The organism is Pseudoclavibacter sp. Marseille-Q434 (assembly GCF_050315415.1).
Classification (GTDB): Bacteria; Actinomycetota; Actinomycetes; order Actinomycetales; family Microbacteriaceae; genus Pseudoclavibacter.
Genome location: NZ_JBNPQH010000002.1, coordinates 950,646 through 975,838, shown reverse-complemented (window position 1 = coordinate 975,838; position 25,193 = coordinate 950,646). Strand labels below are relative to the sequence as shown.

Below are 25,193 nucleotides of genomic sequence, written 5' to 3'. Positions count from 1 at the left end.
GCATCACGATGACCCACGCCGAGCACCTCGACGATCTGACCATCGAGGAGAAGGCGTCCCTGACGAGTGGTGGCAGCTTCTGGTCGACGAAGGCGGTCGATCGAGTTGGCGTCCCGGCGGTGACGCTGACGGATGGCCCGCACGGCGTGCGCTTGCAGCGTGAGGGTGGCGACCACCTCGGGCTCGCTGACAGCGTGCCCGCCACCTGCTTCCCGCCCGCCGTGGCGCTCGGCGCGAGCTGGGATGCGGACCTCGCACGCCGGGTCGGAGTCGCGCTCGGCGAGGAGGCAAAGGCGGAGGGCGTCGGCGTGCTGCTCGGCCCCGGCATCAACATCAAGCGCTCCCCGCTCTGCGGCCGCAACTTCGAGTACTTCTCGGAGGACCCGCTCGTGAGCGGCGTCATGGGCTCAGCACTCGTGGGCGGGCTGCAGAGCCAGGGCGTCGGCTCCTCGCTCAAGCACTTCGCCGCGAACAACCAGGAGACCGACCGGCTGCGGATCAGCGCTGACGTCGACGAGCGCCCGCTGCGCGAGATCTACTTGCGCGCCTTCCAGCGCGTCGTCACCGAGCAGCAGCCGTGGACGGTCATGTGCTCGTACAACAAGATCAACGGCGTCTACGCCTCCGAGAACCACTGGCTCCTCACGACCGTGCTGCGGGAGGAGTGGGGCTACGAGGGCCTCGTCGTCTCTGACTGGGGGGCCGTCGACAACCGGGTCACCGGCGTCGCCGCCGGGCTCGACCTCGAGATGCCGTCCAGCGGCGGACGCACGGATGCTCAGCTCGTGGATGCGGTGCGCTCCGGCGACCTCGACGAGCAGCACGTGACCACGGCCGCCCGCCGTGCGCTTGAGCTCGTCGACAAGATCGTCGCGGGCGCAGACGAGTCTGCGAGCTACGACGCCGACGAGCACCACGCGCTCGCCCGCGAGGCGGCTGGACGCAGCATCGTGCTGCTCAAGAACGACGGCGACCTCCTGCCCCTCGACCTCGGCTCCGACGACACCCTCGCGGTCATCGGCGAGTTCGCGCGCACGCCCCGCTACCAGGGCGCCGGCAGCTCGCTCATCAACCCGACCCGCCTCGACGACGCCCTCACCGAGCTGAGCCGGGTCGCCGGCGACCGGGTGCGGTTCGCGCCCGGTTTCACGCTCGACGACTCCGGCGACACCGAAGCGCTGCGAGCGGATGCGGTCAAGACCGCCGCAGACGCATCCGTCGCCGTGCTCTTCCTCGGCCTCCCCGCGCACGAGGAGTCCGAGGGCTTCGACCGTGAGCACATCGACCTCCCCGCCGACCAACTCGAGCTCCTCGCCGCGGTGCAGGCCGCGAACGAGAACGTCGTCGTCGTGCTCTCCAACGGCGGCATCGTGCGCACCTCGACCTGGCAGCACCTCGCTCCCTCGATCGTCGAGGGCTGGCTGCTCGGCCAGGCCGGCGGCGGCGCAACCGCCGACGTGCTCTTCGGCGCCGTCAACCCCTCTGGGCGCCTCGCCGAGACCATCCCGGTGCGCCTCGATGACTCCCCGGCCCACCTCGGGTTCCCCGGCGCGTTCGGCCACGTCCGCTACGGCGAGGACATCTTCGTCGGCTACCGCGGTTACGACGCGCGAAGCACCGAGGTCTCGTTCCCGTTCGGCCACGGCCTCTCGTACACGAGCTTCGCCTACGACAACCTCGCCGTCGAAGTCCAGGACGGCGGCCTGCGCATCCAGGTGGAGGTCGCGAACACGGGCAGCCGGGACGGGCGTGAGGTCGTGCAGGTCTACACGGGCCTCCCGGGCTCCGCTGTACCGCGCGCGATTCGCTCGCTGACCGCGTTCTCGGTCGTGGAGGTCGCGGCCGGTTCGACGGCAGCGGTCACCATCGAGGTCCCGCGCTCTGAGCTCGCTTACTTCCACCCGGTCGCCGGGCAATGGACGGTGGAAGGCGGCGAATACCGCATCGAGGTGGGTGCCTCGAGCCGCGACATCCGCGCCTCGACGCGGGTGTCGGTCGCGGGTGACGAGCTCGCGCTCACCCTCGACGAGACGTCGACGATCGCCGAATGGCTGGACGACGAGCGCGGTGGACCGCTGCTCCGCTCCGCCCTCCTCGAAGGGGATAGCGGACTGGCCGGGATGCTGGCCGACCCGGAGATGCTCAAGATGCTCGGTTCCATGCCGCTCGGGCGGGTCGCTGCGTTCCCGGGAAGCCCCCTCGACGAGTCGGGGCTCGACGAGCTCGTGGCGAGCGCGAAGCGCTAGACGCAGCACACTGTGCCGGTTCGGGAGCTCCCGGACCGGCACGCCGGGTCGGGACGAGCCAGTCAGGTCGGTCGGATCAGGCGGGCAGCACCACGCTGACCTGCGCCCGCACCTGCTCGACGATCTCGTCGTCCGACAGCGAGGCGTTGACCGACGCCGCCATGGTGGTGAACATGATCGCGGAGACGACCTGCGCGAGTGCGCGCGCGGTGTCGGCCGTCGCCGCGGTCTCGCGGTCGATGACGTCAGCGACGAGGTCCTGCGTCTGGCTCGTCAGTTTCAGCGCCTCGGCGTGCCGCGGCTCCTGGGGATCACCGAAGACCATCTCGCGCAGGTAGGTGCGGCCGTTCTCGACCTGCTTGCGGTTGCACGCCACGACGGGGCGAAGCACGGCAAGCACGCCGTCGAGGGCACCAGTCGCCTCAGCTGAGGCCGCGCGGCCCTCTTCGAGCGCGGTCTCGTACATGGAGTTCTGCACGAGCAGCAGCAGCTCGCCTTTGGTCTTGGCGTAGAGGAAGAGCGTGCCGGTGCCGATGTCGGCCCGGTCAGCGATCTCCTGCGTTGTGACGTCATCGACCCCGCGCTCGGCGAAGAGCTCGCCAGCCGCCGCCGTGATGCGCTCGAGCTTGTCGAGCTTGTTCCGCTCGCGGCGTCCCAGTGGCCGGGCGTCGGTGGTCATCGGATCTCCTCCGGGAATAGATATTGAGCAGACTCAGTTATGAGTTTAGTCGCTATCGACTGAGGACCGGTGCTCACGCCGATTCTTCCACGCCCCCAGGGCCCGTCATTATCAGTGACCAGACGACCCGAGCAACAGAAAGACCACCCATGCCCTCACTCAACGGAGCAGTTGTCCTCGTCACCGGCGCGAACGGGGGCATCGGCACGAACTTCGTGCGCGAGGCTCTCGCCCGCGGCGCATCCAAGGTCTACGCCACCGCCCGCACGCCCCGCAGCTGGGACGACGAGCGGATCGTGCCGCTCACCCTCGACGTCACCGACTCGGCATCCATCGCCGCAGTCGTCGACGCGGCGCCGGACGTGACCGTGCTCATCAACAACGCGGGCGCCTCGGTCTCGTCCCCGAGCATCCTGTCCCACAGCGATGAAGAGATTCGGGCGAACGTCGCGACCAACTTCCTCGGACCCGTCTTCCTCGCGCGCGCCTACGCGCCACTTCTCGCGAACCGTGAGGGTGCCGCCATCATCGACGTGCATTCAGCCCTCAGCTGGTACGCGGTCAATGGCATCTACAGCGCCACGAAGGCTGCGCTCTGGTCCGCGACGAACTCGTTGCGCCTCGAGTTGCTCCCCGCCGGCGTCCACGTGGTCGGCGTCCACGTGGGCTGGGTCGACACGGCCATGGCCGCGCACACGGACGACCCGAAGACCGACCCGGCCGCGCTGGTCTCCAAGGTCTTCGACGCGACCGAGGCCGGCGAGTACGAGGTGCTCGCCGACGAGACGTCCGTGCAGTTGAAGGCCGGGCTCAGCGCCCCGCTCGAGGCGGTCTACCCGCAGCTCGGGGGGTCAAGCAGCTAGCAGCAGACCCCCGGATACAGAGTGGCGCGCCTCCCAGAGCTCTCTGGAAGCCGCGCCACTCCTGCGTGCGTCTGACCGGGCCCACCAGCGCTACCGGGTGAGGAACTCGACGGCGACCGGCGCGAACTGGTGATGGTACTGGAAGATGCCGCCGTGGCCCGAGTCGGAGTAGATGACGAGCTCGGAGCCGGAGATGCGCCTGTGCAGGTCGTTGGAGAGCACCGATGGCACCATGCGGTCGTTGTCACCGTTGGCGATGAGGGTCGGCTGCCTGACCTTCGAGAGGTCGGAGGGCGCGGAACGGCCGTAGCGCTGGATGGCCCCCAGCTGCGTCTGGAACGCCTTCAGGCTGATCGACGTGTCGCGGTCGACCGTGCGCTCGGACAGCCGGGCGACGAACGCTTTCGCGGCCCGCTTGCCGCGATCGTCGCGGTTGAAGAAGAGGAACTCCTTGATGTCGGAGCGGGTGAGGATCGAGCGGACGAGGTCGAGGTAGGTGACACCGACGACCTTGTCCATGTCCTTGCCGCCGCGCGGACCGGTGCCCGTGAGCACGAGCCGGCGCACGAGGTCGGGGTGCTTGACGACGAGGTCCTGCGCGATCATCCCTCCCATGGAGAAGGAGAAGATGTCGATCTTGTCGTAGCCGAGGGCGGTGATGAACTCGTACGCGTGGTCGGCGGCTTCCTCGATGGTTCTCGGGACGGTTCCCGTTGAGGCGCCGACGCCCCGCTGATCGAAGGTGATGACGTGGCGCTTCTGTGCGATGGGGTCGACGATGCGGGGGTCCCAGTTGTCGAGCGTGGCCGCGAGGTGCACGAAGAAGATGACGGGGATGTCTTCCCTCGGGCCCAGCTCACGGTAGGCGTAGCTGATGCCGCCCACGGTGATGCTCTTCGCCGGGGCGAGCGCGTACGAGGTGACGACGGGCTCATTGGATGCGGTGCTCATGGTGTTCTCTCTTGAATCTCGACGAAGGCGGTGCGGACGGCACTCGCTACGGGATACTGACGACCGTTTTGCCGCGAATGCCGCCGCCTAGCGACTCGAGCGCCTGCACAGTCCCGTCAAAGGGGAAGACTCGTCCCACGACGGGTTTGATCACTCCGCTCTCGACGAGCGCCGAGATCTCCCGCAGCTGCTCACCACTCGCTCTCATGAAGAGGAAGCGGTACTCGACGCCGAGGCGTTTCGCCTGCCTGCGCACCTTGCCGCTGAGCCCGGCAATAGCGAGGCGCAGCACGGGGTTCAGGCCCGCGCTTCGGGCAAAGTCCGGGGTGGGCGGACCTGAGATCCCGACGGCGATCCCGCCTGGCTTCAGGATGCGGAGCGACTTCTCGAGGTTCTCGCCGCCGAGGCTGTCGAGCACGAAGTCGTAGCCGCTGAGCAGCTGCTCGAAGTCCTCGTTGCGGTAGTCGATCGTGTGGTCAGCGCCGAGGCCACGGACGAACTCGGCGTTGGCCGCGCTCGCCGTGGTGGCGACCTCAGCACCGAGGTGCTTGGCGAGCTGGATCGCGATGGACCCGACGCCGCCCGCACCGGCATGGATCAGGACCTTCTGCCCGGGCTGCACCCGACCGATCTCGACGAGCGCCTGCCAGGCGGTGAGGGCGACGAGCGGGAGCGAGCCCGCCTCTTCCATGGAGATGGACGACGGCTTCGGCGCCACATCCGCCTCATTGATCGCGATGCGCTCGGCGAACGTGCCGATGCGGTGGTCGCGGGGCCTCGCGTAGACCTCGTCGCCGGGCCGGAACGCGCGAACGGCGGCCCCGACCCGCAGCACCGTGCCGGCGACATCGTGCCCGAGGGTCAGCGGCAGCTTGTACGGCAGGATCTGCGTGAACTCGCCGATGCGGATCTTCTCGTCGAGCTGATTCACGCCGGCGGCCTGCACCTGGACAAGCACGTCGTGGTCGCCGACGACCGGTTCGGCGACGTCAGCCTCGCGCAGCGGCGTCTTGTACTTGGAGAGGGTGAACGCTCGCATGGGTGAGGCTCCGGATTCGAGATCGCGTCGGTGAATCGCTCGACATCTGCCGAGCGTACTCAATCCTGAGTCGACTCAGTTATTTTGTCAAGAGCTTCGTCCGAGGCGGCGATCGACAGACACCTGCGCACGAACCCCCTAGAGACGCCCGCCCCTCCGCGCCACGACGATCAGCACGACGACCGCCACGCACATCGTTCCGAGCACCGTCGCGGCGACCAGGACAGCCATGGCGAGCGTCCCACCCGTGGCGATGGCCCCAACCCCGATCGCGGTGCCCGCCTGCAGTGCGTAGGCGATGACGTAGAGCAGCGACAGGCTCGCGCCTCGGTGATGCGCGGGCGCGAGCCGGTTGATGAGGCCGAGCCCGCCCGTGAATGCGAGTGCGTAGGCGACGCCTCCGACGAGGCACCAACCGAAGAACAGCGGCAAGGAGCCGAACACGCTCGCCGCGGCCATGAGCACAAGACTGAGCAGAGTCACGATGGCGCCGGCCAGCACGGATGCCTGCGCCGAGATCCGGGAGAGGAGCAGGCCCGTGACGCCGATCGTCGCCGAGGAGCAGGCCCTCCCGCTGGGCCACCCGGTCTCACCGGTCTCGCCGCTCCCCTCCCGCTCGCGCCGTGCGCACCGCGGAGGCCCAGGCTTCCGCGTCGATGAGCAGCAGTTGCGCGTTGAGGTCACCCCGCGGACGAGAAGGAGCGGGCACCGCGACGGCACCGGGGACACCTCCCTGAGCCTTCTCGAGACGCAGCTGCCGCATCACGAGGTTGTACCTGGTCACGTAGGGCTCGGTGGAGGTGAATCCGGGATAGTGCTCGTTGTGCGCGGCGGCGTAGGTCGCTTGGAAGACGCGTTCCATTCGGATCTGAAGGGACTCCTCAACGCTCATCGGCCAGCACTCGATGCCTTCGATGTCCGCGAGCAGCGAGACGTCGTCCCGATGCAGAGCCAGTTCGGCCGGCCTCGCCGCTGCTGCCTCTCCGTACTGGACTCGCCAGCCATCATCCACCCGCGCGATCCGTATTGGTGCCAGCCACGGAGTCGCCTCTGGCTCGCTCAACTTCGCCCGGTCTCGGGCCACCGCGGCAGGCACTGGGGGTCGCCGACCGTACCCATGGGGTGCCGTCGGCGGCCAGAAGAACTCCATCGGCTGGTCCTCATCGACCCAGGGGTCCGTGACCGCCCAACCCCGCGCGAGCAGCGCGACCTGGACCTCCTGGCCCATCTGCCGCACCGTTTCACGCAAGTTGCCCGCGTCCCCGTCAAAAAGACCCATCGCACTCCACCGCCCCGTTCATGTCAGCTTTGATCCCACTCCTTGACGACGACGATCGTCCCCGGCGCCAGCGCCCGCAACTCCGCAACCCGGGTCGCCGTGTCGACCGGGCCACCTTCCAGCGTGAGCTCGCGGATCGCCTGACGCTCAGCTCGCAGGTAGAGATCGATGAGCCCCTCAACGGCGAGCTCGTACCGCGTCGGATAGCCATCACCGCCGTGGGAGATGACCGCCTCCCGCTCAGCAAGTCCTCGCCACGGATGCGGTGCATCGCACCTGCACGTGCCGCCCAAGTCACGCCCCTCACACGCCGAGTTGTCCTGGACCGAAACCATGTCCTGACTGCTCCAACCAGGCAGGCTGCGCTGAGTGCCGTCAGCATCCGTCCAGTGCAGGTAGGTGTGAACCCCGAGCATGGTCGCTCCTTTCGATTGGCTGTCGCCAGTATGTTCCCAGCCGCCGACATTCTGAGCTCGGCGCTGTGCGCTCATCCAGGGATCGGGAATCCCTGGATGAGCGAGTCCTGAATCGAAGAACATCGAAGCATCACACTGGTTCCAGCAACCAGACTGCAGATTCGCTTCATCACCACTCGCGAGCTTGGCGCCCGCACAATTCAGGAGAATCCCGTGCCGAAGAACATCGACATTCAAGTCCCGTCCCTCAACGGCAAGCTCGCCCTCGTCACGGGCGCTAGCGACGGCATCGGCTTCCACATCGCTGGCCGCCTCGCCCGCGCTGGCGCCGAAGTGATCATGCCCGTGCGCAACCGCGACAAGGGCGAGAAGGCCGTCGCGCGCATCCGGGGCTCGAACCCGAGCGCGAAGCTCGAGCTGCGCGACCTCGACCTCTCATCGCTGACATCGGTCGCCGCCCTTACGGGGGAGCTCGTCACCGAGAGACGCCCCATCAACATCCTCATCAACAACGCCGGGGTCATGACGCCGCCAGAGCGTCGCGCGACGAGCGACGGCTTCGAGCTGCAGTTCGGCACCAACCACCTCGGCCACTTCGCGCTCACCACCGGCCTCCTCCCCCGTCTCAAGGAGGGCAGAGCGCACGTCACCACGCAGATCAGCGTCGCCGCCAACCAGGGCGCTGTGAACTGGGACGACCTCAACTGGGAGCGCAGCTACAGCGGCATGGGCTCGTACAGCTCGTCGAAGATCGCCACGGGCCTGCTCGGGATGCACCTGCACCGCCTCAGCGAGGCGAACGACTGGGGCATCACGAGCAACCTCTCGCACCCCGGCATCTCCCCCACGAACCTCCTCGCGGCGCAGCCCGGCATGGGCCGCGCCAGCGACACCACCGAGGTGAAGGTCATCCGCGTGCTCTCGCGCATCGGCCTCGCTGGCACCCCGCAGAGCGCCGCCCTCCCCGCGATCCTCGCGGCCACCAGCCCGGAGGCGAAGGGTGGGCGCCTGTATGGGCCGAAGGGACCCGGCCACATCGGCGGCCGCCCCGCCGAGCAGAAGCTCTACTCGCGAGTCACGAGCGAGGCGGATGCGCGCCGCCTGTGGGAGCTGTCCGAGCAGCTCGTCGCCGAGCACGCGACCCGTTAGCCTCGCGTCATGGACAGAGCCCAGCTTGCCGACTTCCTCCGCAGCCGCCGCGAGGCGCTGCAGCCGGACGACGTCGGCCTGGCGAAGGGGCCCCGCCGGCGCACGGCGGGCCTGCGGCGCGAGGAGGTCGCGGCGCTCAGCGACATGTCGGTCGACTACTACAGCCGACTCGAGCAGAGCCGCGGCCCGCAGCCGTCCGAGCAGATGCTCGCCGCGATCGCCCGCGGTCTGCGCCTCACCGTGGCGGAGCGCGACCACCTCTTCCACCTCGCCGGCCACCAGCCGCCGAAGCGCACGATCAGCGGCGAGCACGTCGCGCCGGGGCTCATGCGCATCCTCGACCGGCTCGCCGACACCCCAGCCCAGGTCATGACGGCCATGGGCGAGACGCTCGTGCAGACGCCAGCGGCGCGGGCGCTGTTCGGCGACGAGACCCGCTTCACCGGCAACGCACGCAGCGTCGTCTACCGCTGGTTCACCGACCCCGGCGCCCGCCACGTCTACCCGGAAAGCGACCATGACAAGCTGTCGCGCGCCTTCGCCGCGGATGCCCGTGGCTTCGCGGCCCAGCAGGGTCCTGACTCTCGCGCCCAGCGGGTCATCGACGCCCTCCTCGCTGCGAGCCCGGAGTTCGCCGAGATCTGGGCCGACCACGAGATCAATGCGATGCACGAGCTCGAGAAGCGGGTGCAGCATCCCGAGGCCGGGGTGATCACCGTGCAGTGCCAGTTCCTCGTCGACCAGGGCCAGACCCTGCTGGTGCTCACGGCGACGCCCGGCACCAAGAGCTACGACAGGCTGCAGCTGCTCTCCGTGCTCGGCACCCAGCGCCTGACCGCGGACGCCTGACGCCCAGGTCGGGGACCCCGTGGCCGCTTCGACTCAGCCGTCACCCCACGGCTGCCCGTAGCGATCGACGAGTTCCTGCACCTCGTCGTCGGTGAGCGGGCGCAGGTCTTCCCGCCCTCCGACCAGAAGCCGGGTGCGCGCGGCTTCCTCGATCTCGATGGCGCGGTCGACCGCCTGCGCCACCGTGATTCCACTGACGATGGATCCGTGATTCTGCAGCAGCGCGCCATGGAACGAGAGCGCACCCGCCCGCACGGCCGCGGCCTGCGCCGGGTCCCCCGGCGCCGCATACGGCACGAGCGGCACGTTGCCCACGCGCATCAGGAGGTACGGCGTGATCGGCTGGAGGGCGCTGTGCGCGCGCCAAGGCGCGAGGCAGGACGCAGCCACCGCGTTCGGCGAGTGGAGATGGACGACGCACGTCGCAGCGGGGTTCCGCGCGTACATGGCGAGGTGCAGGGGTGCTTCCTTCGTCGCCGTCGGCCCCTGCGGATCGAGAGGCTCACCGTCGACGCTCACACGCGCGAACGCGGCCCGTTCGAGGGTGCCGAGCGTCGTACCGCTCGCGCTCATCCAGATCTCGTTCCCTAACCGCACCGACACGTTGCCGGAGCTCCCCGGTGAGAGCCCCATCTCCGCGAGAAGACGCCCCGCTTCGATCAGCTCATCGACGAGATCGCTCATGCGAGCCTCTCCCAAGCGCTGGAGAAGAGATCGACGTCGCCGAAGTTCCCGGACTTCAGCACCAGGTTCAGCTCCGGCGCCGACCGACGGCGCGCGCGGAGCCAGGAGACGCCCGGGCTGAGGAGCTGCCCGACCTCGAGCACGGAGACCCCCAGCCCCTGAGCGACGCTGCCGGAGGTCTCACCCCCTGCGACGATGAACTGCGAGGCGCCGGCATCTGCCAGGCGGGGCGCGAGACGCGAGTAGAGGGTCTCGATGAGCTCCGATGCACGAGGCGAGGCAGCCCGTCCCGCCGCCACGTCGCGGGCGTCACCGACCGAGTACAGCATGACCGGCCGGTCCGGGTCATCCGCCCAGCGCTCGACGAACCAGTCGAGGAGGCGCTGCTCTTCCCCAGCCATGTCGTCGACCAGCGTGCGAACATCGAGCTTCCGGCTCGACATGGTGCGACGCGCATCCTGCACCTGCGCCTGCGTCGCAGTGGATGCGCTGCCCGCGAGCACGACGCGCCTGCCCGGGATAGCCGCGAGATCGCTTGGGGCCACCTGCTTCGCTTCGACCCCGAGCGCCAGCCCGGACCCGCCGGTGACGAGCGGATCGCCACCCGTCGCCGTCGCGATGGTTCGGAGGTCGGCGCCGTCGATCGAGTCGACGACGACGTACCGCGCACCACGTGCGTCCGCCGCATCGATGGCCGCGCGCAGCGCAGCCGACCCGCGCCGGACGACATCGATGTGGACCTCCGCCACAGCGTGTGACGTCTGCGCGGCGAGGAGCGTCGAGACGCGTGAGTCCCACATGGGATTCAGCGGATGATCTCTCATCGAACTGCGGTCGAGCGGATCGTTCCCGACGAACAGATGCCCCTTGTACACGGTGCGACCCGCGTCCGGGAAGCCAGGGACGACAACCGCGGTCCTCGCCCCCGTCTCCTCAAGCAGTGCGTCGGCGATGGGGCCGATGTTGCCCTCAGGCGTCGAGTCGAACGTCGAGCAGTACTTGTCGTAGACCTGCGTGCACCCGAGCTCCCGCAGCACAGCAGCGGCCTCGCGCACCGTAGCGACAGCCTCCTCCGCTGGTACCGACCGGATCTTCAGGGCGATCACGACGGCGGCGTGCGTGCGAAGCGCATCGAGCCCATCGGCCTCCGGGACGCCGAGCACCACGGCAGTCGAGAGCCCACGTGAGCGCCAGTTGCCGGCCAGGTCGGTGGCCCCGGTGAAATCATCGGCAATCGCTCCCAGCACGGTCAGCCCCTCGCCTCGGCACTCGCGCGGATCTTCTCGACCCACTCCACCACCTGCGGATCGACGTGCTCGAGCACGTCGCTCGTCGCATCCGCCCACTCCGCTCGGTCGATCTCGTGGAACTCAACGCCGTTCTCTTCGAGGAAGGCGATGTTCGCGTCGCGCTCCTCGATGGAGGTCTGCTCGTACCAGTCAGAGACATCGGCGATCTCCGCGTCGACGATGTCGCGCAACTCAGCCGGCCAGCCCTGATAGGTCTCGGCCCAGACCTGGAAGTGGAAGTTGCCGTAGATGTGATTCGTCAGCGTGACGTTCGGCGCGACCTCGTAGAAGGAGTTGAACCGCACCACGTCGATGGGGTTCTCCTGCCCCTCCACCGCCCCCTGTTCGATGGCGGTGAACACCTCGCTCAACGCGAGCGGGGTCGGGCTGGCGCCGAGCGACTCCCACGTGTCCAGGTACGTCTGCTGCGTGGGAACACGGAGCTTCAGGCCCTGCGTGTCGGCGAGCTCGGCAACGGGTCGCTGGGTGTTGAGCACGCGCGCCCCTCGATACATCTGGCCGAGAAGCTGGAAGCCTGTGTCCTCGCGAATGGAGTCGAGGATCTCGTCGCCGAGCTCCCCCTCCCACACGTCGAGGAACTGCGCCTCGTCCTCGTAGAGGAACGGCACGCCTTCGATGGCTGCCAGATCCGTGTAGCGCTCGAGAGATCCCACGGATTCGATGACGATGTCGACTGCCCCGTACTCGAGGCCCTCCTGCATGTCTTCCCAGCTGCCCAGCTGCGAGGCGGGATACACCTCGATCTCGATGCGCCCGTCGGACGACTCCGCGACCTGCTCCGACAGCATGTTCGCAGCGCGATCCTGGAGGCTGCCGACACCGTACGAGTGTCCGAGGCGCAGCAGCAGCTCCGGCTCGGAGGCCGAGGGGGCGACGGTGCATCCGCTGAGGATGAGGGCGGCACCGGCGAGGGCGACCGCACCTCGACGAAGCGACGCGCTGATTCCTTTACTCACGAGGGGAACTCCTTTGGTGGTGGATGTCGCTGCACGCATCGGGATCAGTACCAACCGAGCGCGAACGGCGCGTAGGTGACGATGAACAGCAGCAGGATCGACACGCCGAGCCACGGCAGCATGTCCTTCATCGCCTTCTCGGCGGATATGCCTGCGATGCGGCTCGTGATGAGCAGGTTGATGCCGACAGGTGGCGTGATCAGGCCGATCGCGAGGTTGATGACCACGATGAGCCCGAAGTGCACGGGGTCGACCCCGACGGCCGTCATGATCGGCAGGAGCACCGGCGTGAAGATGATGATTGCAGCGTTGCCCTCCACCACGGTACCGACGAGCAGGAGCAGGACGTTCGCGACGAGGAGGATCACGAAGATGTTGTCGGTGATCCCCAGGACCGCCGCTGCGAGGATCTCGGGGGTGCCGCCGGTGACGAGCGCCCACGAGTACGCCTGTGCCATGGCGATGATGAGCATGATCGCAGCTACGAGCATCGCTGTCTCCCGCATCGCCGTCACGATGCGAGCCCACGTCAGCCCCCGGTACACGAAGAACCCGATGATCGCGGCGACCGTCACCGCCACCGCGCCTCCCTCCGTGGCCGTGAAGACACCGAGGCGGATACCTCCGAGCACGACGACGGGGATGAGGAGCGCGGGAATCGCCTTGAGGAAGGCCCTTCCGAGACCGCGCAGGTCGGTCGACTTCTCAGCTGGATATCCCTTCTTGCGCGCGATGAGCCAGCCCGTGATCAGGTAGACCACGCCGAATGCGAGACCGATGTACAGACCGTGGAAGAACAGATCGCCGATCGAGACCTCGGCGGCCACGGCATAGATGATCATCGTGATGCTCGGTGGGAGCACGAGGGCGATGATCGACGCGGCGGCGGTCACCGACGCCGCGTCACCGGGCGAGTAGCCGCGGCGAAGCATCTGCGGGATGAGGAGACGCCCGACGGCCGACGCATCTGCCACGGCCGAGCCCGACATGCCACCGAATGTGACGTTCGTGAGCACGTTCACCGCCGAGAGCCCGCCTCGGATGCGCCCGACGAGCGCGTAGGCGAAGTCGATGAGTCGCTGCGTCGTGCCACCTGCGTTCATGATGGCGCCAGCCAGTACGAAGAGAGGCACGGCTAGCAGAGGGAAGGAGCGCATACCGGCGATGAAGCGCTGGGCCCCCACTTCAGGTGGGACACCCTCGACTGCCAGGCTGACGAACGACGCGAGGCCGACGGAGATCCCCACCGGGACGCCGATAGCGAGGAGCAGGAGGAGCAGTCCTCCGAGAATCACGGGCATCAGACGTCCTTGTCTTCTGGGGTCTTGGCTTCGTCGACGCTCGTCTCCGCGGTGAGGACCGCCACGACGTCGATGGGCTCGTCGAAGTCGCCACGCAGGGCCGCGACTAGCTTCTCGAACGAGAAGAGGAACGAGAGGCCCATGCCGATGGGGACCGTGAGGTACATCGCCAACAGGGTCACATCCATGCCGGAGGCGATGGTGAGGCCGGTCATGAGCTGCCGGGCCCCTGTGGGCAGCATCATCGCCGCATACACCGTGACCAGCGCGAAGAGGGCTGCGGTCAGGACGTAGGCGACGACGACGAAGGTGCGCCGCACCTTGCCGTGCATGCGATCGACGACGAGCGTGACCGCGATGTGCTCACTGTGCCGCACGGCGACGGGGATGGCCGCCATGACGCACCACACGAACATGAGGGTCGCGAACTCCTCAGACCACACCGTGGGGCTGTTGAGCACGTACCTCATGAACACCTGGAACACGAGGACGAGGCTGATGAGCGTGACCGCAACGGCGGCGATCGTGAGGAGTACACGCTCGATGCCCGTGAAGATCCGGCCGACGACGCCGCCGATCACGGGACCATCACCAGCTTCACGATGTCACCGGGGCCGTCTGCGGCCATCCTGGTGGTGATCTCGGCTCCCTCTTCCAGGGACGTCGTCCGCGAGACGATGGCGTCGGCCAGACCGGGGTGCCGGTCGAGGACGTCCAGCGCGGTCGAGAAGTCCGCCTTCGTGTACATGGCTGTGCCGAGGAGGGCGATCTCGCGAACCTGCAGCTCGCCCACGGGAACCGGCACGGGCTTACCGAAGACGGCGACCTGCACGATGGCGCCTCCAGGTGCGACAGCCGCGAAGGCCCGCTCGAGGAGAGCCGGCACGCCAGCCGCCACGAAGACCGCGTCGTAGCTGTGGGACTCCAGGTCGACGTCCGGAACGTGCACTCCGGTCGCCCCGAGGGACTCGAGCATCGGATGCACATGGGTGCGCGGCTCGATCACATCGAGCGTCTCCGCACCGGAGTCACGGAGCACGCGAGCGACGAGCGCACCGATGGTTCCGCCGCCGAGGACGAGCGACCGCGTGCGGGCCCGCTCTCCCAGCTGGGCGACCGCGTGGGCCGCGACCGCGATGGGTTCGGCGAGAGCGAGGTGCTCATCGGCGATGCCGTCCGGTGCAGGGATGATGGTGGTCGCGGGGACGGCGGTGAACTCCGCGAAGGAGCCGTCCCACGCGGCGATGCCGAGCATCTGCTTGCTCGCGCAGAGGTGGTAGCGGTTGCTTGCGCAGAGTGCGCACTCGCCGCAGGAGCGCTGAGGGTCGATGACAACGCGATCTCCGATTGTGAGTCCGTCGACGCCGGATCCGACCTCGGCGACGCGCCCGCCCGCCTCGTGGCCTGAGATGAGCGGTGGGATGCGGAACGGATGCGTGCCGCGCAGCGCAGCCAGGTCGGAGCCGCACACGCCGGTGGAGGTCACCTGCACCACCACCTCGCCTGGTCGGGCTTGGGGTTTCGGAATGTCGACCACCTGGGCTTTCCCAGATTCGTCGAAACGGATAGCGCGCATTCGGCTGCTCTTCCCCGCGACTCACGGCCGCGTTGCTTCGCGTGCGGGTAGGTGCTTGCGGTGCGAATCCAGCACTGGATGGCACGCGACAAGCTGACTGATTGCATCCTATCATACCAGTTGGGCCGCAGCTCTGGTGCGGCAGAATGGAAACCACACCTACGAAGGGAGCGCTGATGCCTGAGGCAGCCAGCACACAGCGCACACCGCAGACAGGGATCGTTCGCCAGAAGCGGCTCTCCGACCAGGTAGCGGACGCGATCAAGGACGACATCCTGGAGCGTGGGCTGGAGCCCGGCGACAAGCTCCCGTCCGAACGCGAGCTCTGCGAGACCTACGGCGTCTCACGCACCGTCATCCGAGAGGCAGTCCAGGCGCTCACCGCGAAGAGCATAGTGATCGCGACTCCCGGCTCCGGACTCACCGTCGCCCGCGCGAGCATCGACGACGTCGGCCAGATGCTGCAGATGTTCCTCCGAAACGGACCGGACGTCCCCTACCTGCAGCTGCACGAGGTGCGCGCGACGCTCGAGGTCTCCGTCGCGGGGCTCGCAGCCGAGCGCATCGACGACACCGGCATCAGCGCGCTCGCCGACCTCTGCGAACAGCTGCCCTCGTTCTCCGACGACATCGCCGCCGCCTCGCGCAACGACTACGACTTCCACCGCGGGCTCGCCGTAGCCACCGGGAACGACTTCTTCGTCACGCTCTACGACGTCCTCGGAGAGGGACTCATGCAGACCCGCATCGCCACCTTCTCCTTCGACCCCAGGCGCATCGACGTCGTGGCTCGGGCCCATGCGGCGATCGTCGCGCGTCTCGCAGCCCACGACTCCGATGGCGCGAGCAAGGCCATGGTGGATCACCTCGGCGAGGTGCGCGAGACCTGGATCCTGCACCAGTCGCATCCGTCACCCTGACCGCAGCACCAGTCGCTGTGTGACTACACAGCGATTATGGATGCGCGCTTCCTAGCCTTCGTTGGATCCCCGGGCGGCCAGCCACGCGGGCCCAGACGACAAAGGAGTTGCGATATGACAGATTTCAGCGGACGTTCAGTCCTCATCACCGGTGGAGCGGGCGGCATCGGCGCTGCGACCGCAGAGGAGTTCCTCAAGCTGGGGGCCCGCGTGGCTCTGGTCGACCTGTTCGCCGAGCCGCTCGAGGCCACGCGCGAGCGCCTCGCGGCACACGGGGACGTCATCACGATCACTGCGGACGTCACCAATGAGGCAGACGTCGAGCGCTACGTCGCCGAGACCGTCGAGGCGTTCGGCACCATCGACGTGTTCTTCAACAACGCCGGCATCGAAGGCGCCGTCGGCCCGCTCACGGAGGCGAGCGTCGACAACTACGAGAAGGTGTTCGCCGTCAACGTCCGCGGAGTCTTCCTCGGCATGAAGCACGTGCTCAAGGTCATGACCGAGCGCGGCAGCGGCAGCATCATCAACACCTCCTCGGAGGCAGGCCTCGACGGGTCGCCGGGCGTCTCCGCCTACGTCGCGTCGAAGCACGCCGTCGTCGGCTTCACGAAGTCGGCCGCGCTCGAGGTCGCGGCGACCGGGGTGCGGGTCAACAGCATCCACCCGTCCGGCGTGAACACGCAGATGGTGCGGCGCCTCGAGGAAGGATTCGGCGGCGGCGACACCGAGGCCGCGAAGGCAGGCTTCCAGGCGGCGATCCCGATGGGCCGCTACGCGGAGCCGCTCGACATCGCGCGCGTCGTCGTGTTCCTCGGCTCGGACGAGGCGTCGTTCGTGACCGGCGCGCAGTGGCGCGTCGACGGCGGCAACGGCGCCCGCTGACCAGAGCATCCTCCGCGCCGCGCGCGGGCGAAGGCAGACTCACGCAGTCAGAGTTGTGGCCCGGTGCTGCTCCCGAGAACGGGAACAGCATCGGGCCACAACTCTGTGGTGCTCGCGGCTCACCGGGTCGCCTCTCCCGAGGCGCGGCACAGCCCGCGGCACCCGCGCCTCCCGCCGCCCCTCAGGCGAGACTCGTCAGCACGAACAGCGTCGCGCGCAGCGGCGAGAGCGCGATCGCGACGGCGAGGTCGTGAGGCGTGCACCCGGCCTCGAGCCGATGCGACGTGAACGACGCCCCGCTTGTCACGACCGGCGCCCCATTGCGGGAGACCTGAACGCTCGAGAGGCCGACGCCGCGCATCGTCCACTCGGTGCCGTCGACGCCGCCGATGCGAGCCCGCACCGTGCGCGAGCGGCGAGTGAGCTGAAGGTCGAATCGCCGAGCATGCGGCTGCGTCACCTCGCCGGCGATACCGCCGACGACGAGCTGCATCGGGAACCGGAATGCGCCCTCGGGTGCGACCCAGGCCGCCCCGCGGTGGTGCTTCTCGTCGGCGATGAGCTCGGCGGTCGGGAGCCCGTCGCCGGAGGCCGTCGCGCGCCAGGGGTCGGCCGAGTACACGAGCGTGGCCGTGCCGAAGGGGGTCGCAGCCCGCCACACCTCTTCCGGTGACCGGTGGGTGATCGGGAACCGCTGGGACCGGAATGCACGGATGCTCACGGCGCGTTCCTCGGCGTGCCTAGTCGTTCGCGGGCTTCTTCGCGGTGGGGCGACGCCTGCGCACGGGGCGTGGGCGCTCCTCGGCTTCGCGTTCCGCCTCGTGCACGCGAGCCGGCCGCCAGACGACAACCTCGGTGCGGCGTGCAGTGCGGCGCCCGTGCGCGAGTGGCACGACGTCGCCGCGCTCGCCAGCCGCGAAGACCCGGCCGCCCAGTCGGGTGAGACGCTCGTCGGCGAGCTCCACCTCGAGCGCCCGCACGCGCCGCCGCAGCCCGAGCACCTCACGCTGCAGCTCGAGCACGCGCGCGATGCCTTCGAGGCTCACGCCCTCGTTCGAGAGCACTGCGATCTCCCGCAGCTGCGCCACGTCGCGCAGCGAATAGCGCCGCACGCGGCCCGCCGTACGCTGCGGCGTGACCAGACCCATCCGGTCGTATTGCCGCAGGGTCTGCGGGTGCATGTTCGCGAGCTCGGCGGCCATGGCGATCGCGAAGATCGGGGCGTCCTCGTCGAGGTCGGAGGGGAGTGCCATGAGCGCCCCTACCTGCCTTGGCGGGCGAGGCGGAGGAGATCCTCGCGCGGGCTCTCGTCACCGGATGCGGCGACGAAGTCAGCGAGGGCCTTCTCCTGCGCACTTGAGAGATGGTTCGGGACCGCGACCTCCAGGTGCACGAGCAGATCGCCCTTGCCCTTCTTCGTCTCGATGCCGCGGCCTTTGACGCGCAGCGTCTTGCCGTTCGGGGTGCCGGGCGCGACCTTCACGCGCACGGTGCCGCCGTCGACCGTGGGTACCTCGATGGTCGCGCCGAGCACTGCCTCCGCGAAGGAGACGGGCACGGTGACCTCGAGGTTGAGGCCCGAGCGGGTGAAGACGGGGTCCGGGCGAACCGTCACCGTGAGGATCAGGTCTCCCGCTTCGCCGCCGTTGGGGCTCTGGCCGCCCTTGCCGCGGAGTCGGATCTTCTGCCCGTCCTCGACGCCGGCCGGAACGCGCACCTTCACGACGCGTCCGTCCTGCCCCTGCAGCTCCACGGTGTCGCCCTTGATGGCGGTCATGAAACCGAGGGTCGTGGATGCGCTCTGGTCGCGGCCCTTCTGCGGTCCGGTCTGGAACCCGGCGGGGCGACCTGCGCCGCCGCCGAAGCTGCCGGCGCCGAATCCGCCGCCGCCTCCGCCGAACATGGAGCCGAGGAGGTCCTCGAAGTCCGCATTCGACGCGCCTCGGCGCGCACCGCCGCCGTTGAACATCCCGCCGAACACGTCCTCGAAGCCCGCGCCTCCGGGGCCGCCTGGGCCCTGCTGGAAGCGGGCGCCGGAGCCCATCGCGCGCATCTGGTCGTACTCTGCGCGGTGCTCTGGGTCGGAGATCACGGAGTAGGCCTCGGAGATCTCCTTGAACTTCGCCTCAGCAGCGGTGTCGCCCGGGTGCGAGTCAGGGTGGTACTGACGCGCGAGCTTCCGGTACTGCTTCTTGAGGTCTTTTTCGTCTACGTCCTTCGATACGCCGAGCACCGCGTAGAAGTCCTTGTCAAACCAATCCTGACTGGCCATATGGTCCTTCTGTTCCTAGGAATGAGCATGTCTTCTGGATGAACACGAGAGGGGGCCCGCGTCTGCGGTGCCCCCTGCCGTGTTCGATCGGTGCGGGTGCGCCGATCGCGGTGCTTACGAAGCGGGTACGAACACCGCTGCCTTCGCGACGCGGACCACGCGGTCGCCAACCGTGTAGCCGCGCTCGACAACATCGGCGATGGTGTCGGTGGTGACGCTCGGGTTCGGGAGCTGCGCGATCGCCTCGTACCGCTGCGGGTCAAAGGCCTCGCCGGCCTCGCCGTAGGCGGTGAGGCCGAGGCGCTCGACCGCCGTGCGGAGCTTGTTGGCGATGACGGCCATGGGCGTGTCCTCGACGAGGTCGCCGTGCTTCTGGGCACGGTCGAAGTCGTCGAGCACCGGGAGGAGGGAGCGGAGCACTTCAGCCTTGGTGGCGTCGTATGCCTCGCTCTTCTCACGGTCGGTGCGGCGGCGGTAGTTGGCGTACTCCGCCTGGACGCGCTGCAGGTCCTGGAGGCGCTCCTGGGCGAGATCGCTCTCGCCAGGCGTGCCCTCGGTTGGTGCGTCTTCCGCGCCTTCCCCGCTGAGGAGCTTCTCGAGGTCCTCAACGCTCAGACCTTCAGCCGCGGCTTCAGCAGCCTCGCCGGTCGCCGGGTCGGTGTCGTCCGGGGTGGACTCCGCCGACTCGGCACCAGCAGCCTTGCCGAGGTCGCGAACTTCGCCAGTCTCCGGGTCGATCCGACGCTTGTCGTTGATGATCGGCTCGTTTGCTTCTCCCGAGTTCTCGGGACCGCGTGCTTCTGACTCGTTTCGCTCTTCAGCCATGACTACTTGTTGTCCTTGTCGTCCTCGTCATCCACGACCTCGGCGTCGACGATGTCATCGTCGGCCGCCTGGTCTCCGGCGGGTGCGTCAGCCGTGGGGGCTTCCGCTGCCTGCTCAGCCTGGGCTGCGGCGTAGATTGCCTCGCCGAGCTTCGTCTGGCTGGTGTTGAGCTTGTCGAGCGCCGACTTCACTGCCGCGTCGTCGTCGCCTGCGAGAGCCGTCTTGAGGGCGTCGACGTCGCCCTGGACCTCGTTCTTGACGTCGGCGGGGAGCTTGTCGTCGTTCTCGGTGAGCACCTTCTCGACCTGGTAGACCGTGGTCTCGGCGATGTTGCGCTGCTCAGCGCCTTCGCGACGCTTCTTGTCCTCTTCCGCGTGCTCTTCCGCCTCGCGGACCATGCGCTCGATGTCTTCCTTGCCGAGGCTGGAGCCGCCGGTGATCGTCATCGACTGCTCCTTGCCCGTGCCCTTGTCCTTTGCGGAGACGTGCACGATGCCGTTGGCGTCGATGTCGAACGTGACCTCGATCTGCGGCATGCCACGGGGGGCCGGTGCGATGCCGGTGAGCTCGAAGGTGCCGAGGTTCTTGTTGTCGCGGGTGAACTCACGCTCGCCCTGGAAGACCTGGATCTGCACGGACGGCTGGTTGTCGTCTGCCGTCGTGAAGGTCTCGCTGCGCTTGGTCGGGATGGCCGTGTTGCGCTCGATGAGCTTGGTCATGATGCCACCCTTGGTCTCGATGCCGAGGGAGAGCGGGGTGACGTCGATGAGGAGGACGTCCTTGCGCTCGCCCTTCAGCACGCCAGCCTGGAGTGCTGCGCCGACGGCGACGACCTCGTCAGGGTTGACACCCTTGTTGGCATCCTTGCCGCTGAGCTTCTTGACGAGCTCTGCGACTGCGGGCATGCGGGTGGAGCCACCGACGAGGACGACGTGGTCGATCTGGTCGACGTTGATGCCGGCTTCGCGGATGACGTCTTCGAACGGCTTGCGGGTGCGCTCCAGGAGGTCCTTGGTGAGGTCCTCGAACTTGGCGCGAGTGATGCTCGTGTCGAGGTTCGCGGGGCCGTTCTCGGTGAGGGAGAGGTAGGGCAGCTGGATGCTGGCGCTCGTGGAGCTGGAGAGCTCCTTCTTCGCCTGCTCAGCGGCTTCCTTCAGACGCTGGAGTGCGATCTTGTCGTTCGCGACGTCGACGCCGGTCTGCGACTTGAACTCCGTGATGAGGTACTTGACGAGGCGGTCGTCCCAGTCGTCGCCACCGAGGCGGTTGTCGCCGGCGGTGGAGCGCACCTGGATCGTGGAGAAGTCGTCGTCCTTGCCCACTTCGAGGAGCGAGACGTCGAACGTTCCGCCACCGAGGTCGAAGACGAGGATGAGCTCGTCTTCCTTGCCCTTGTCGAGGCCGTATGCGAGCGCGGCCGCCGTGGGCTCGTTGATGATGCGGAGCACGTTGAGGCCGGCGATCTCGCCGGCTTCCTTCGTGGCCTGACGCTCTGCGTCGTTGAAGTACGCGGGAACGGTGATGACGGCGTCGGTCACCTTGTCGCCCAGGTACTGCTCGGCGTCGCGCTTGAGCTTGCCGAGGATGCGCGCGGAGATCTCCTGCGCGGTGTACTTCTTGTCGTCGATGCCCTGGGTCCAGGTGGTTCCCATGTGGCGCTTGACGGAGCCGATGGTGCGGTCGACGTTGGTGACTGCCTGGCGCTTGGCGGTCTCGCCGACGAGCACGTCGCCGTCCTTCGTGAAGGCGACGATGGACGGGGTGGTGCGGAAGCCCTCGGCGTTTGCGATGACCTTCGGCTCGCCACCCTCGAGGACTGCGACGCAGGAGTTCGTGGTTCCGAGGTCGATTCCAACAGCACGTGACATGTGTGGTTCTCCTTTTGTAGAGCTGCTTGTGTGAGTCTGAGTCGGCCCGGGTTGCTGTCTCGATCGTGTGCGTCGAGACAGATGCAGACCTGAGCCGTATGCACTCAAGTTTACTCATCGGGCTCCGACCGTCAAGCTCAGTGGCTGAGAGTTGAGTGTGAGCGACTCAAGTCTGGTGGCCGTCACGTGGGGCAACTTTTCTGCGCGGAACGTCACCGAGCGACCGCCCCGCACCCACTGTTACGCGATTCCTGGACGCCGCCCGAGCTTCCTGCGACGCTCTCGCCAGCCCGCCACTCCGAGCGCGCCGCCTCCGGGCTCCCAGTGCATCCAACCCGTGCATGCATCCGCGACAGGACCGTCATGACCAGACGCCGCTCCATCTTCTCCGCCGCCGTCATCGGCGCCGCCCTCACCTCCCTCCTGCTCAGCGGATGCGCGACCGGGCAGAGCACCGCGAGCGCGGGTTCCGACACCCCCAGGCAGGGCGGTGACCTCGTGCACGCCGTCACCGCCATCGCCGACGGCTGGCAGCAGCAGCAGTCCAACAACTGGCACAAGAGCCAGGTGTGGACGCAGCTCGTCGAGACGCTCGTCTACGTCGACAGCACCGGCGAGGTGCACCCGTGGCTCGCCGAGTCGTAGGAGGAGAGCGAGGACGGACTCCAGTACACGCTGAAGCTGCGCGACGACGTGACCTTCTCGGACGGCACGCCGCTCAACGCAGACGTCGTCGCGAAGAACCTCGAGGTGCTGGGCCTCGGCGACGAGAGCAAGGGCATCACCCGCTCGCCCATCGTGCCCGGCGAGTTCGCGAGCGCCGAAGCCGTCGACGACACGACCGTGCTCGTGACCCTCAGCTCCCCCAACCGCGGGTTCATCCCGAGCCTCGGCTTCTTCGCCGCAGGCATCCTCGGCGAGAGCACGATCGACCTGCCCCTCGAGGAGCAGGCGAAGCTCGAGAACGTCGTCGGCACGGGCCCCTTCGTCTTCGAGTCGCAGGTGCCGGAGCGCGAGATCGTCGTCACGAAGCGCGACGACTACAACTGGGCGAGCGAGGCGTTCGCCCACGAGGGCCCCGCCTACCTCGACTCCATCACCTTCAACGTGCTCGAGGAGGACTCCGCCCGCCAGGGCGCCCTCGAGGCCGGCCAGGTCGACTCGGTGCACTTCGTGCAGCCGAGCGAGGAGCAGCGCCTCACGGACGAGGGCTTCAACGTCATCTACGGCGAGTACCTCGGCACGCCCATCAACTTCGTGCTGCGCCCCAACGCAGAGATCACGGACGACGCGAAGGTGCGCCAGGCCATCCAGCACGGCGTGAATCGCGAGGAGATCGTCGACACCGTCTACAACTCCAACTGGAAGCCCGCCACCTCGTCGGTGCAGGCCGCGACGCCGGGCTGGGTCGACCTGAGCGAGAACCTCGCCTTCGACCAGGACCTCTCGAACACGCTGCTCGACGAATCGGGGTGGACCGAGACGGACGGTGACGGCTACCGGGTCAAGGGCGGCACGCGACTCACGATCCCCGCGTACACCTCCCCGTTCGTCAACGGGTCTGGCCAGATCCTCGAACTCGCCAAGCAGCAGCTCAAGGCCATCGGCATCGAGCTCGAGATTCGCCAGTCGGATGCGAGCACGTACACCGACATCTTCGCCGCGGGCGGCACGTCCATCTTCCCGGTCGCCAACTCGTTCCTCGACGCGACGACGCTGCGCCAGTACTGGGGTCAGGACTACACGAACCAGTTCCAGCTGGAGAACGGCGAGCTCGAGGAGCAGCTGCTCGGCGTCTCGGAGACTGCGAACGGCAGCGAGGAGCGCGCCGCCAACCTCGCCGAGCTGCAGGAGACGGTCATCGATGAGGCCTACACGGTGCCGATCGTCGACAACTACCAGGTGTTCGTCACGAGCCCGAACGTGTCCGGCATCGAGACCAACGCCGTCGGCCGCCCGTACTTCTACGACACCTGGCTCGGGCAGTAGGCCGCGCGTCGGTGGCCCGAAGCGGGAAAGCACATCCGTCCGCGTCAAACTTCGGTGACTATTCGGCCTCTTCCGTCCGTCTCGAGCGCGTTCGGCCGCAGTTGTCACCGAAGTTTGGCGGCTGTCCGCCTCACGGCTCGTGGAACGTCACCGGGAAGTCCGCGATGTGCAGGCCGGATGCGCCGATCCTGCTCTCGATCGCGGCGTGCTGGGCGGCGGGCGCGGTGACGTTCACGTGGCCTCGGCCACCCATCGGCGCGCTCCCGCCGTCTGCCCAGAAGGCCTCGACCTCGTGATCTTCGGCGAGGTCGGTGAGCAGCGCGAGGTAGGGCTCCTGCTGCCCGGGCAGGATCGTGGCACCGAGCGTCGTGGAGTTGATCTCGACCTCCCCGTCGGGGTCCAAGCCCGCGGCGGCAAGCAGCGCCCCGACGTTCTGGACGAGCGGCAGCAGGTGGAGGTAGCCGTCCCTGGTCTCCTCGATGGAGACGAGGGCGAAGCGCCCGTTCTCCCAGATCGCCGGCTGCACGGCCATGCCGGGCGCGATCTCGTCGAGCTCGTCGACGAGCGACACGGCGTCGAAGCCGAAGTCAGGGCAGGTGCCTCCTGACAGCGCTCGCCCAGAGGAGTCGGTCTGGCTGTGCAGCGACATCACGCCGCCCGCGGCGGCGGGCACCTCGAGCGACCAGCCGACACCCTCGGGATGCGCCGACGCGCAGAGCTCGTCGAGCAGGGCGGGTAGGTGCTCCTGCTCGACGTCGAGCTCGATCCGCGAGATGGGGTCGACGAAGATCGGCGCTTCAACCCACCGTTGTCCCGATACCTCGGTCACGCCCGGGATCGCCTCGACCTGCTCGACGAGGGCATCGAACTCCGCACTCGGACGGTCGAAGCGGGTCTCGTTGACCATCCAGCTGAAGAGCGTCGCGGCGCCGAGCAGGACGCCGAAGAGCGCGATCACGAGGGCGGCGAGCCACACCCGAGTCCTGAGTCGCATGTGCTGCCTCCCGTCCGCAGCCGCGCGCACGCTCCGACCGCTTTCCGGGCCAGGGTGCCACGCGCAGGTCACAGTGCGGTTCACGGCAGACGAACGGCGAGCGAACTCAATCGGCCAGGACCTCGCGCAGGGCCGTTCCCCT

Annotated in this window: 25 protein-coding genes and 1 pseudogene; 8 read left to right on the top strand and 18 right to left on the bottom strand. The window is 68.1% G+C overall.

The genetic code is table 11. The features are described from left to right. Positions 1–8 precede the first annotated feature (8 nt). The gene (locus ACQFZP_RS11540; protein WP_211891384.1) at positions 9–2,246 is read left to right on the top strand and encodes a beta-glucosidase family protein; all 2,238 of its coding nucleotides are present in this window, start codon (positions 9–11) and stop codon (positions 2,244–2,246) included. Positions 2,247–2,322: 76 nt separating this feature from the next. On the opposite strand, the gene ACQFZP_RS11535 is transcribed toward ACQFZP_RS11540, so the two are convergent. Next, positions 2,323–2,925, bottom strand: coding sequence for a TetR/AcrR family transcriptional regulator (locus ACQFZP_RS11535; RefSeq protein ID WP_211891383.1), 603 nt, complete (start codon positions 2,923–2,925; stop codon positions 2,323–2,325). A 149-nt stretch (positions 2,926–3,074) separates the two neighbouring features. Here ACQFZP_RS11535 and ACQFZP_RS11530 point away from each other — a divergent pair, with 149 nt between their 5' ends. After that, complete coding sequence (locus ACQFZP_RS11530) at positions 3,075–3,788, top strand: SDR family oxidoreductase (RefSeq protein WP_211891382.1); 714 nt, start codon at positions 3,075–3,077, stop codon at positions 3,786–3,788. A gap of 90 nt (positions 3,789–3,878) precedes the next feature. On the opposite strand, the gene ACQFZP_RS11525 is transcribed toward ACQFZP_RS11530, so the two are convergent. The 5 genes from ACQFZP_RS11525 to ACQFZP_RS11505 all read right to left on the bottom strand — a co-directional run bounded on the left by ACQFZP_RS11525 (position 3,879) and on the right by ACQFZP_RS11505 (position 7,710). After that, positions 3,879–4,739: an alpha/beta fold hydrolase gene (locus tag ACQFZP_RS11525; protein ID WP_211891381.1), complete on the bottom strand. Its 861-nt coding sequence runs from the start codon at positions 4,737–4,739 to the stop codon at positions 3,879–3,881. 46 nt (positions 4,740–4,785) lie between these two features. Next, positions 4,786–5,778 carry an NADP-dependent oxidoreductase gene (locus ACQFZP_RS11520; RefSeq protein ID WP_211891380.1) on the bottom strand — a complete coding sequence of 331 codons (993 nt, stop codon included), beginning with the start codon at positions 5,776–5,778 and terminating at the stop codon, positions 4,786–4,788. 138 nt (positions 5,779–5,916) lie between these two features. Then, entirely contained in the window at positions 5,917–6,261 is a 345-nt protein-coding gene (locus ACQFZP_RS11515; protein ID WP_146080853.1) for a hypothetical protein, read from the bottom strand. Positions 6,262–6,367: 106 nt separating this feature from the next. Further along, positions 6,368–7,006: a hypothetical protein gene (locus ACQFZP_RS11510; RefSeq protein WP_146080854.1), complete on the bottom strand. Its 639-nt coding sequence runs from the start codon at positions 7,004–7,006 to the stop codon at positions 6,368–6,370. Between the two features lie 74 nt (positions 7,007–7,080). Further along, a complete protein-coding gene (locus ACQFZP_RS11505) occupies positions 7,081–7,710 on the bottom strand; it encodes a hypothetical protein (protein ID WP_211891379.1) in 630 nt (209 codons plus the stop codon). Here ACQFZP_RS11505 and ACQFZP_RS11500 point away from each other — a divergent pair. Both ACQFZP_RS11500 and ACQFZP_RS11495 read left to right on the top strand, forming a co-directional pair. Further along, positions 7,687–8,622, top strand: a complete 936-nt coding sequence (locus ACQFZP_RS11500; RefSeq protein ID WP_211891378.1) for an SDR family oxidoreductase — start codon at positions 7,687–7,689, stop codon at positions 8,620–8,622. The genes ACQFZP_RS11505 and ACQFZP_RS11500 overlap by 24 nt on opposite strands. A 9-nt stretch (positions 8,623–8,631) precedes the next feature. Next, on the top strand, positions 8,632–9,471 hold the full coding sequence (locus ACQFZP_RS11495) for a helix-turn-helix transcriptional regulator (protein ID WP_211891377.1): 840 nt from the start codon (positions 8,632–8,634) through the stop codon (positions 9,469–9,471). Between the two features lie 33 nt (positions 9,472–9,504). Here the strand turns inward: ACQFZP_RS11495 and ACQFZP_RS11490 are convergent, their stop codons facing one another. The 6 genes from ACQFZP_RS11490 to ACQFZP_RS11465 are packed head-to-tail and all read right to left on the bottom strand — an operon-like array spanning position 9,505 to position 15,298. Then, complete coding sequence (locus ACQFZP_RS11490; RefSeq protein ID WP_104313164.1) at positions 9,505–10,155, bottom strand: class II aldolase/adducin family protein; 651 nt, start codon at positions 10,153–10,155, stop codon at positions 9,505–9,507. After that, on the bottom strand, positions 10,152–11,402 hold the full coding sequence (gene otnK / locus ACQFZP_RS11485) for a 3-oxo-tetronate kinase (RefSeq protein WP_211891376.1): 1,251 nt from the start codon (positions 11,400–11,402) through the stop codon (positions 10,152–10,154). The genes ACQFZP_RS11490 and otnK overlap by 4 nt, the downstream gene beginning before the upstream one ends. 2 nt (positions 11,403–11,404) lie before the next feature. Beyond that, positions 11,405–12,421 carry a TRAP transporter substrate-binding protein gene (locus tag ACQFZP_RS11480; RefSeq protein ID WP_211891375.1) on the bottom strand — a complete coding sequence of 339 codons (1,017 nt, stop codon included), beginning with the start codon at positions 12,419–12,421 and terminating at the stop codon, positions 11,405–11,407. A gap of 44 nt (positions 12,422–12,465) precedes the next feature. After that, positions 12,466–13,722, bottom strand: coding sequence for a TRAP transporter large permease (locus tag ACQFZP_RS11475; protein WP_104313168.1), 1,257 nt, complete (start codon positions 13,720–13,722; stop codon positions 12,466–12,468). After that, entirely contained in the window at positions 13,722–14,303 is a 582-nt protein-coding gene (locus tag ACQFZP_RS11470; RefSeq protein WP_104313170.1) for a TRAP transporter small permease, read from the bottom strand. The genes ACQFZP_RS11475 and ACQFZP_RS11470 overlap by 1 nt, the downstream gene beginning before the upstream one ends. Then, positions 14,300–15,298, bottom strand: coding sequence for a zinc-dependent alcohol dehydrogenase (locus tag ACQFZP_RS11465; protein WP_104313172.1), 999 nt, complete (start codon positions 15,296–15,298; stop codon positions 14,300–14,302). The genes ACQFZP_RS11470 and ACQFZP_RS11465 overlap by 4 nt, the downstream gene beginning before the upstream one ends. Before the next feature lie 176 nt (positions 15,299–15,474). Between ACQFZP_RS11465 and ACQFZP_RS11460 the strand changes: the two genes are divergently transcribed. Both ACQFZP_RS11460 and ACQFZP_RS11455 read left to right on the top strand, forming a co-directional pair. Beyond that, positions 15,475–16,218, top strand: coding sequence for a FadR/GntR family transcriptional regulator (locus ACQFZP_RS11460; protein ID WP_181027060.1), 744 nt, complete (start codon positions 15,475–15,477; stop codon positions 16,216–16,218). Positions 16,219–16,332: 114 nt separating this feature from the next. Then, complete coding sequence (locus ACQFZP_RS11455; RefSeq protein WP_104313175.1) at positions 16,333–17,103, top strand: SDR family NAD(P)-dependent oxidoreductase; 771 nt, start codon at positions 16,333–16,335, stop codon at positions 17,101–17,103. Positions 17,104–17,284: 181 nt separating this feature from the next. Here ACQFZP_RS11455 and ACQFZP_RS11450 read toward each other — a convergent pair whose 3' ends face one another. From ACQFZP_RS11450 to dnaK, 5 genes are all read right to left on the bottom strand, one after another. Continuing rightward, complete coding sequence (locus ACQFZP_RS11450) at positions 17,285–17,824, bottom strand: hypothetical protein (RefSeq protein ID WP_211891374.1); 540 nt, start codon at positions 17,822–17,824, stop codon at positions 17,285–17,287. Between the two features lie 19 nt (positions 17,825–17,843). Then, positions 17,844–18,356, bottom strand: a complete 513-nt coding sequence (locus ACQFZP_RS11445) for a heat shock protein transcriptional repressor HspR (protein ID WP_211891373.1) — start codon at positions 18,354–18,356, stop codon at positions 17,844–17,846. 8 nt (positions 18,357–18,364) lie between these two features. Next, positions 18,365–19,375, bottom strand: coding sequence for a DnaJ C-terminal domain-containing protein (locus ACQFZP_RS11440; RefSeq protein ID WP_104254235.1), 1,011 nt, complete (start codon positions 19,373–19,375; stop codon positions 18,365–18,367). 114 nt (positions 19,376–19,489) lie between these two features. After that, positions 19,490–20,200: a nucleotide exchange factor GrpE gene (locus tag ACQFZP_RS11435; RefSeq protein WP_211891372.1), complete on the bottom strand. Its 711-nt coding sequence runs from the start codon at positions 20,198–20,200 to the stop codon at positions 19,490–19,492. 2 nt (positions 20,201–20,202) lie between these two features. Beyond that, complete coding sequence (dnaK, locus tag ACQFZP_RS11430; protein WP_104313183.1) at positions 20,203–22,068, bottom strand: molecular chaperone DnaK; 1,866 nt, start codon at positions 22,066–22,068, stop codon at positions 20,203–20,205. A 363-nt stretch (positions 22,069–22,431) separates the two neighbouring features. On the opposite strand from dnaK, the gene ACQFZP_RS11425 reads away from it, so the two are divergent. Both ACQFZP_RS11425 and ACQFZP_RS11420 read left to right on the top strand, forming a co-directional pair. Further along, positions 22,432–22,713 (top strand): hypothetical protein, encoded by a 282-nt coding sequence (locus ACQFZP_RS11425; protein ID WP_211891371.1) that lies wholly within the window; start codon positions 22,432–22,434, stop codon positions 22,711–22,713. Positions 22,714–22,725: 12 nt separating this feature from the next. Beyond that, positions 22,726–24,057 (top strand): annotated as a pseudogene (locus ACQFZP_RS11420) (ABC transporter substrate-binding protein); the annotation flags it as partial. Between the two features lie 130 nt (positions 24,058–24,187). Here ACQFZP_RS11420 and ACQFZP_RS11415 read toward each other — a convergent pair. Then, the gene (locus ACQFZP_RS11415) at positions 24,188–25,051 is read right to left on the bottom strand and encodes a hypothetical protein (RefSeq protein ID WP_211891370.1); all 864 of its coding nucleotides are present in this window, start codon (positions 25,049–25,051) and stop codon (positions 24,188–24,190) included. Positions 25,052–25,193 lie beyond the last annotated feature (142 nt).

Excerpts from the sequence above, each read along its gene's own strand:
- ACQFZP_RS11540 (WP_211891384.1), top strand. The coding sequence starts at position 9 with ATGACCCACGCCGAGCACCTCGACGATCTGACCATCGAGGAGAAGGCG.
- ACQFZP_RS11535 (WP_211891383.1), bottom strand. The coding sequence starts at position 2,925 with ATGACCACCGACGCCCGGCCACTGGGACGCCGCGAGCGGAACAAGCTC.
- ACQFZP_RS11530 (WP_211891382.1), top strand. The coding sequence starts at position 3,075 with ATGCCCTCACTCAACGGAGCAGTTGTCCTCGTCACCGGCGCGAACGGG.
- ACQFZP_RS11525 (WP_211891381.1), bottom strand. The coding sequence starts at position 4,739 with ATGAGCACCGCATCCAATGAGCCCGTCGTCACCTCGTACGCGCTCGCC.
- ACQFZP_RS11520 (WP_211891380.1), bottom strand. The coding sequence starts at position 5,778 with ATGCGAGCGTTCACCCTCTCCAAGTACAAGACGCCGCTGCGCGAGGCT.
- ACQFZP_RS11510 (WP_146080854.1), bottom strand. The coding sequence starts at position 7,006 with ATGGGCCAGGAGGTCCAGGTCGCGCTGCTCGCGCGGGGTTGGGCGGTC.
- ACQFZP_RS11495 (WP_211891377.1), top strand. The coding sequence starts at position 8,632 with ATGGACAGAGCCCAGCTTGCCGACTTCCTCCGCAGCCGCCGCGAGGCG.
- ACQFZP_RS11490 (WP_104313164.1), bottom strand. The coding sequence starts at position 10,155 with ATGAGCGATCTCGTCGATGAGCTGATCGAAGCGGGGCGTCTTCTCGCG.
- ACQFZP_RS11475 (WP_104313168.1), bottom strand. The coding sequence starts at position 13,722 with ATGCCCGTGATTCTCGGAGGACTGCTCCTCCTGCTCCTCGCTATCGGC.
- ACQFZP_RS11465 (WP_104313172.1), bottom strand. The coding sequence starts at position 15,298 with ATGCGCGCTATCCGTTTCGACGAATCTGGGAAAGCCCAGGTGGTCGAC.
- ACQFZP_RS11460 (WP_181027060.1), top strand. The coding sequence starts at position 15,475 with ATGCCTGAGGCAGCCAGCACACAGCGCACACCGCAGACAGGGATCGTT.
- ACQFZP_RS11455 (WP_104313175.1), top strand. The coding sequence starts at position 16,333 with ATGACAGATTTCAGCGGACGTTCAGTCCTCATCACCGGTGGAGCGGGC.
- ACQFZP_RS11445 (WP_211891373.1), bottom strand. The coding sequence starts at position 18,356 with ATGGCACTCCCCTCCGACCTCGACGAGGACGCCCCGATCTTCGCGATC.
- ACQFZP_RS11440 (WP_104254235.1), bottom strand. The coding sequence starts at position 19,375 with ATGGCCAGTCAGGATTGGTTTGACAAGGACTTCTACGCGGTGCTCGGC.
- ACQFZP_RS11435 (WP_211891372.1), bottom strand. The coding sequence starts at position 20,200 with ATGGCTGAAGAGCGAAACGAGTCAGAAGCACGCGGTCCCGAGAACTCG.
- dnaK (WP_104313183.1), bottom strand. The coding sequence starts at position 22,068 with ATGTCACGTGCTGTTGGAATCGACCTCGGAACCACGAACTCCTGCGTC.
- ACQFZP_RS11425 (WP_211891371.1), top strand. The coding sequence starts at position 22,432 with ATGACCAGACGCCGCTCCATCTTCTCCGCCGCCGTCATCGGCGCCGCC.
- ACQFZP_RS11415 (WP_211891370.1), bottom strand. The coding sequence starts at position 25,051 with ATGCGACTCAGGACTCGGGTGTGGCTCGCCGCCCTCGTGATCGCGCTC.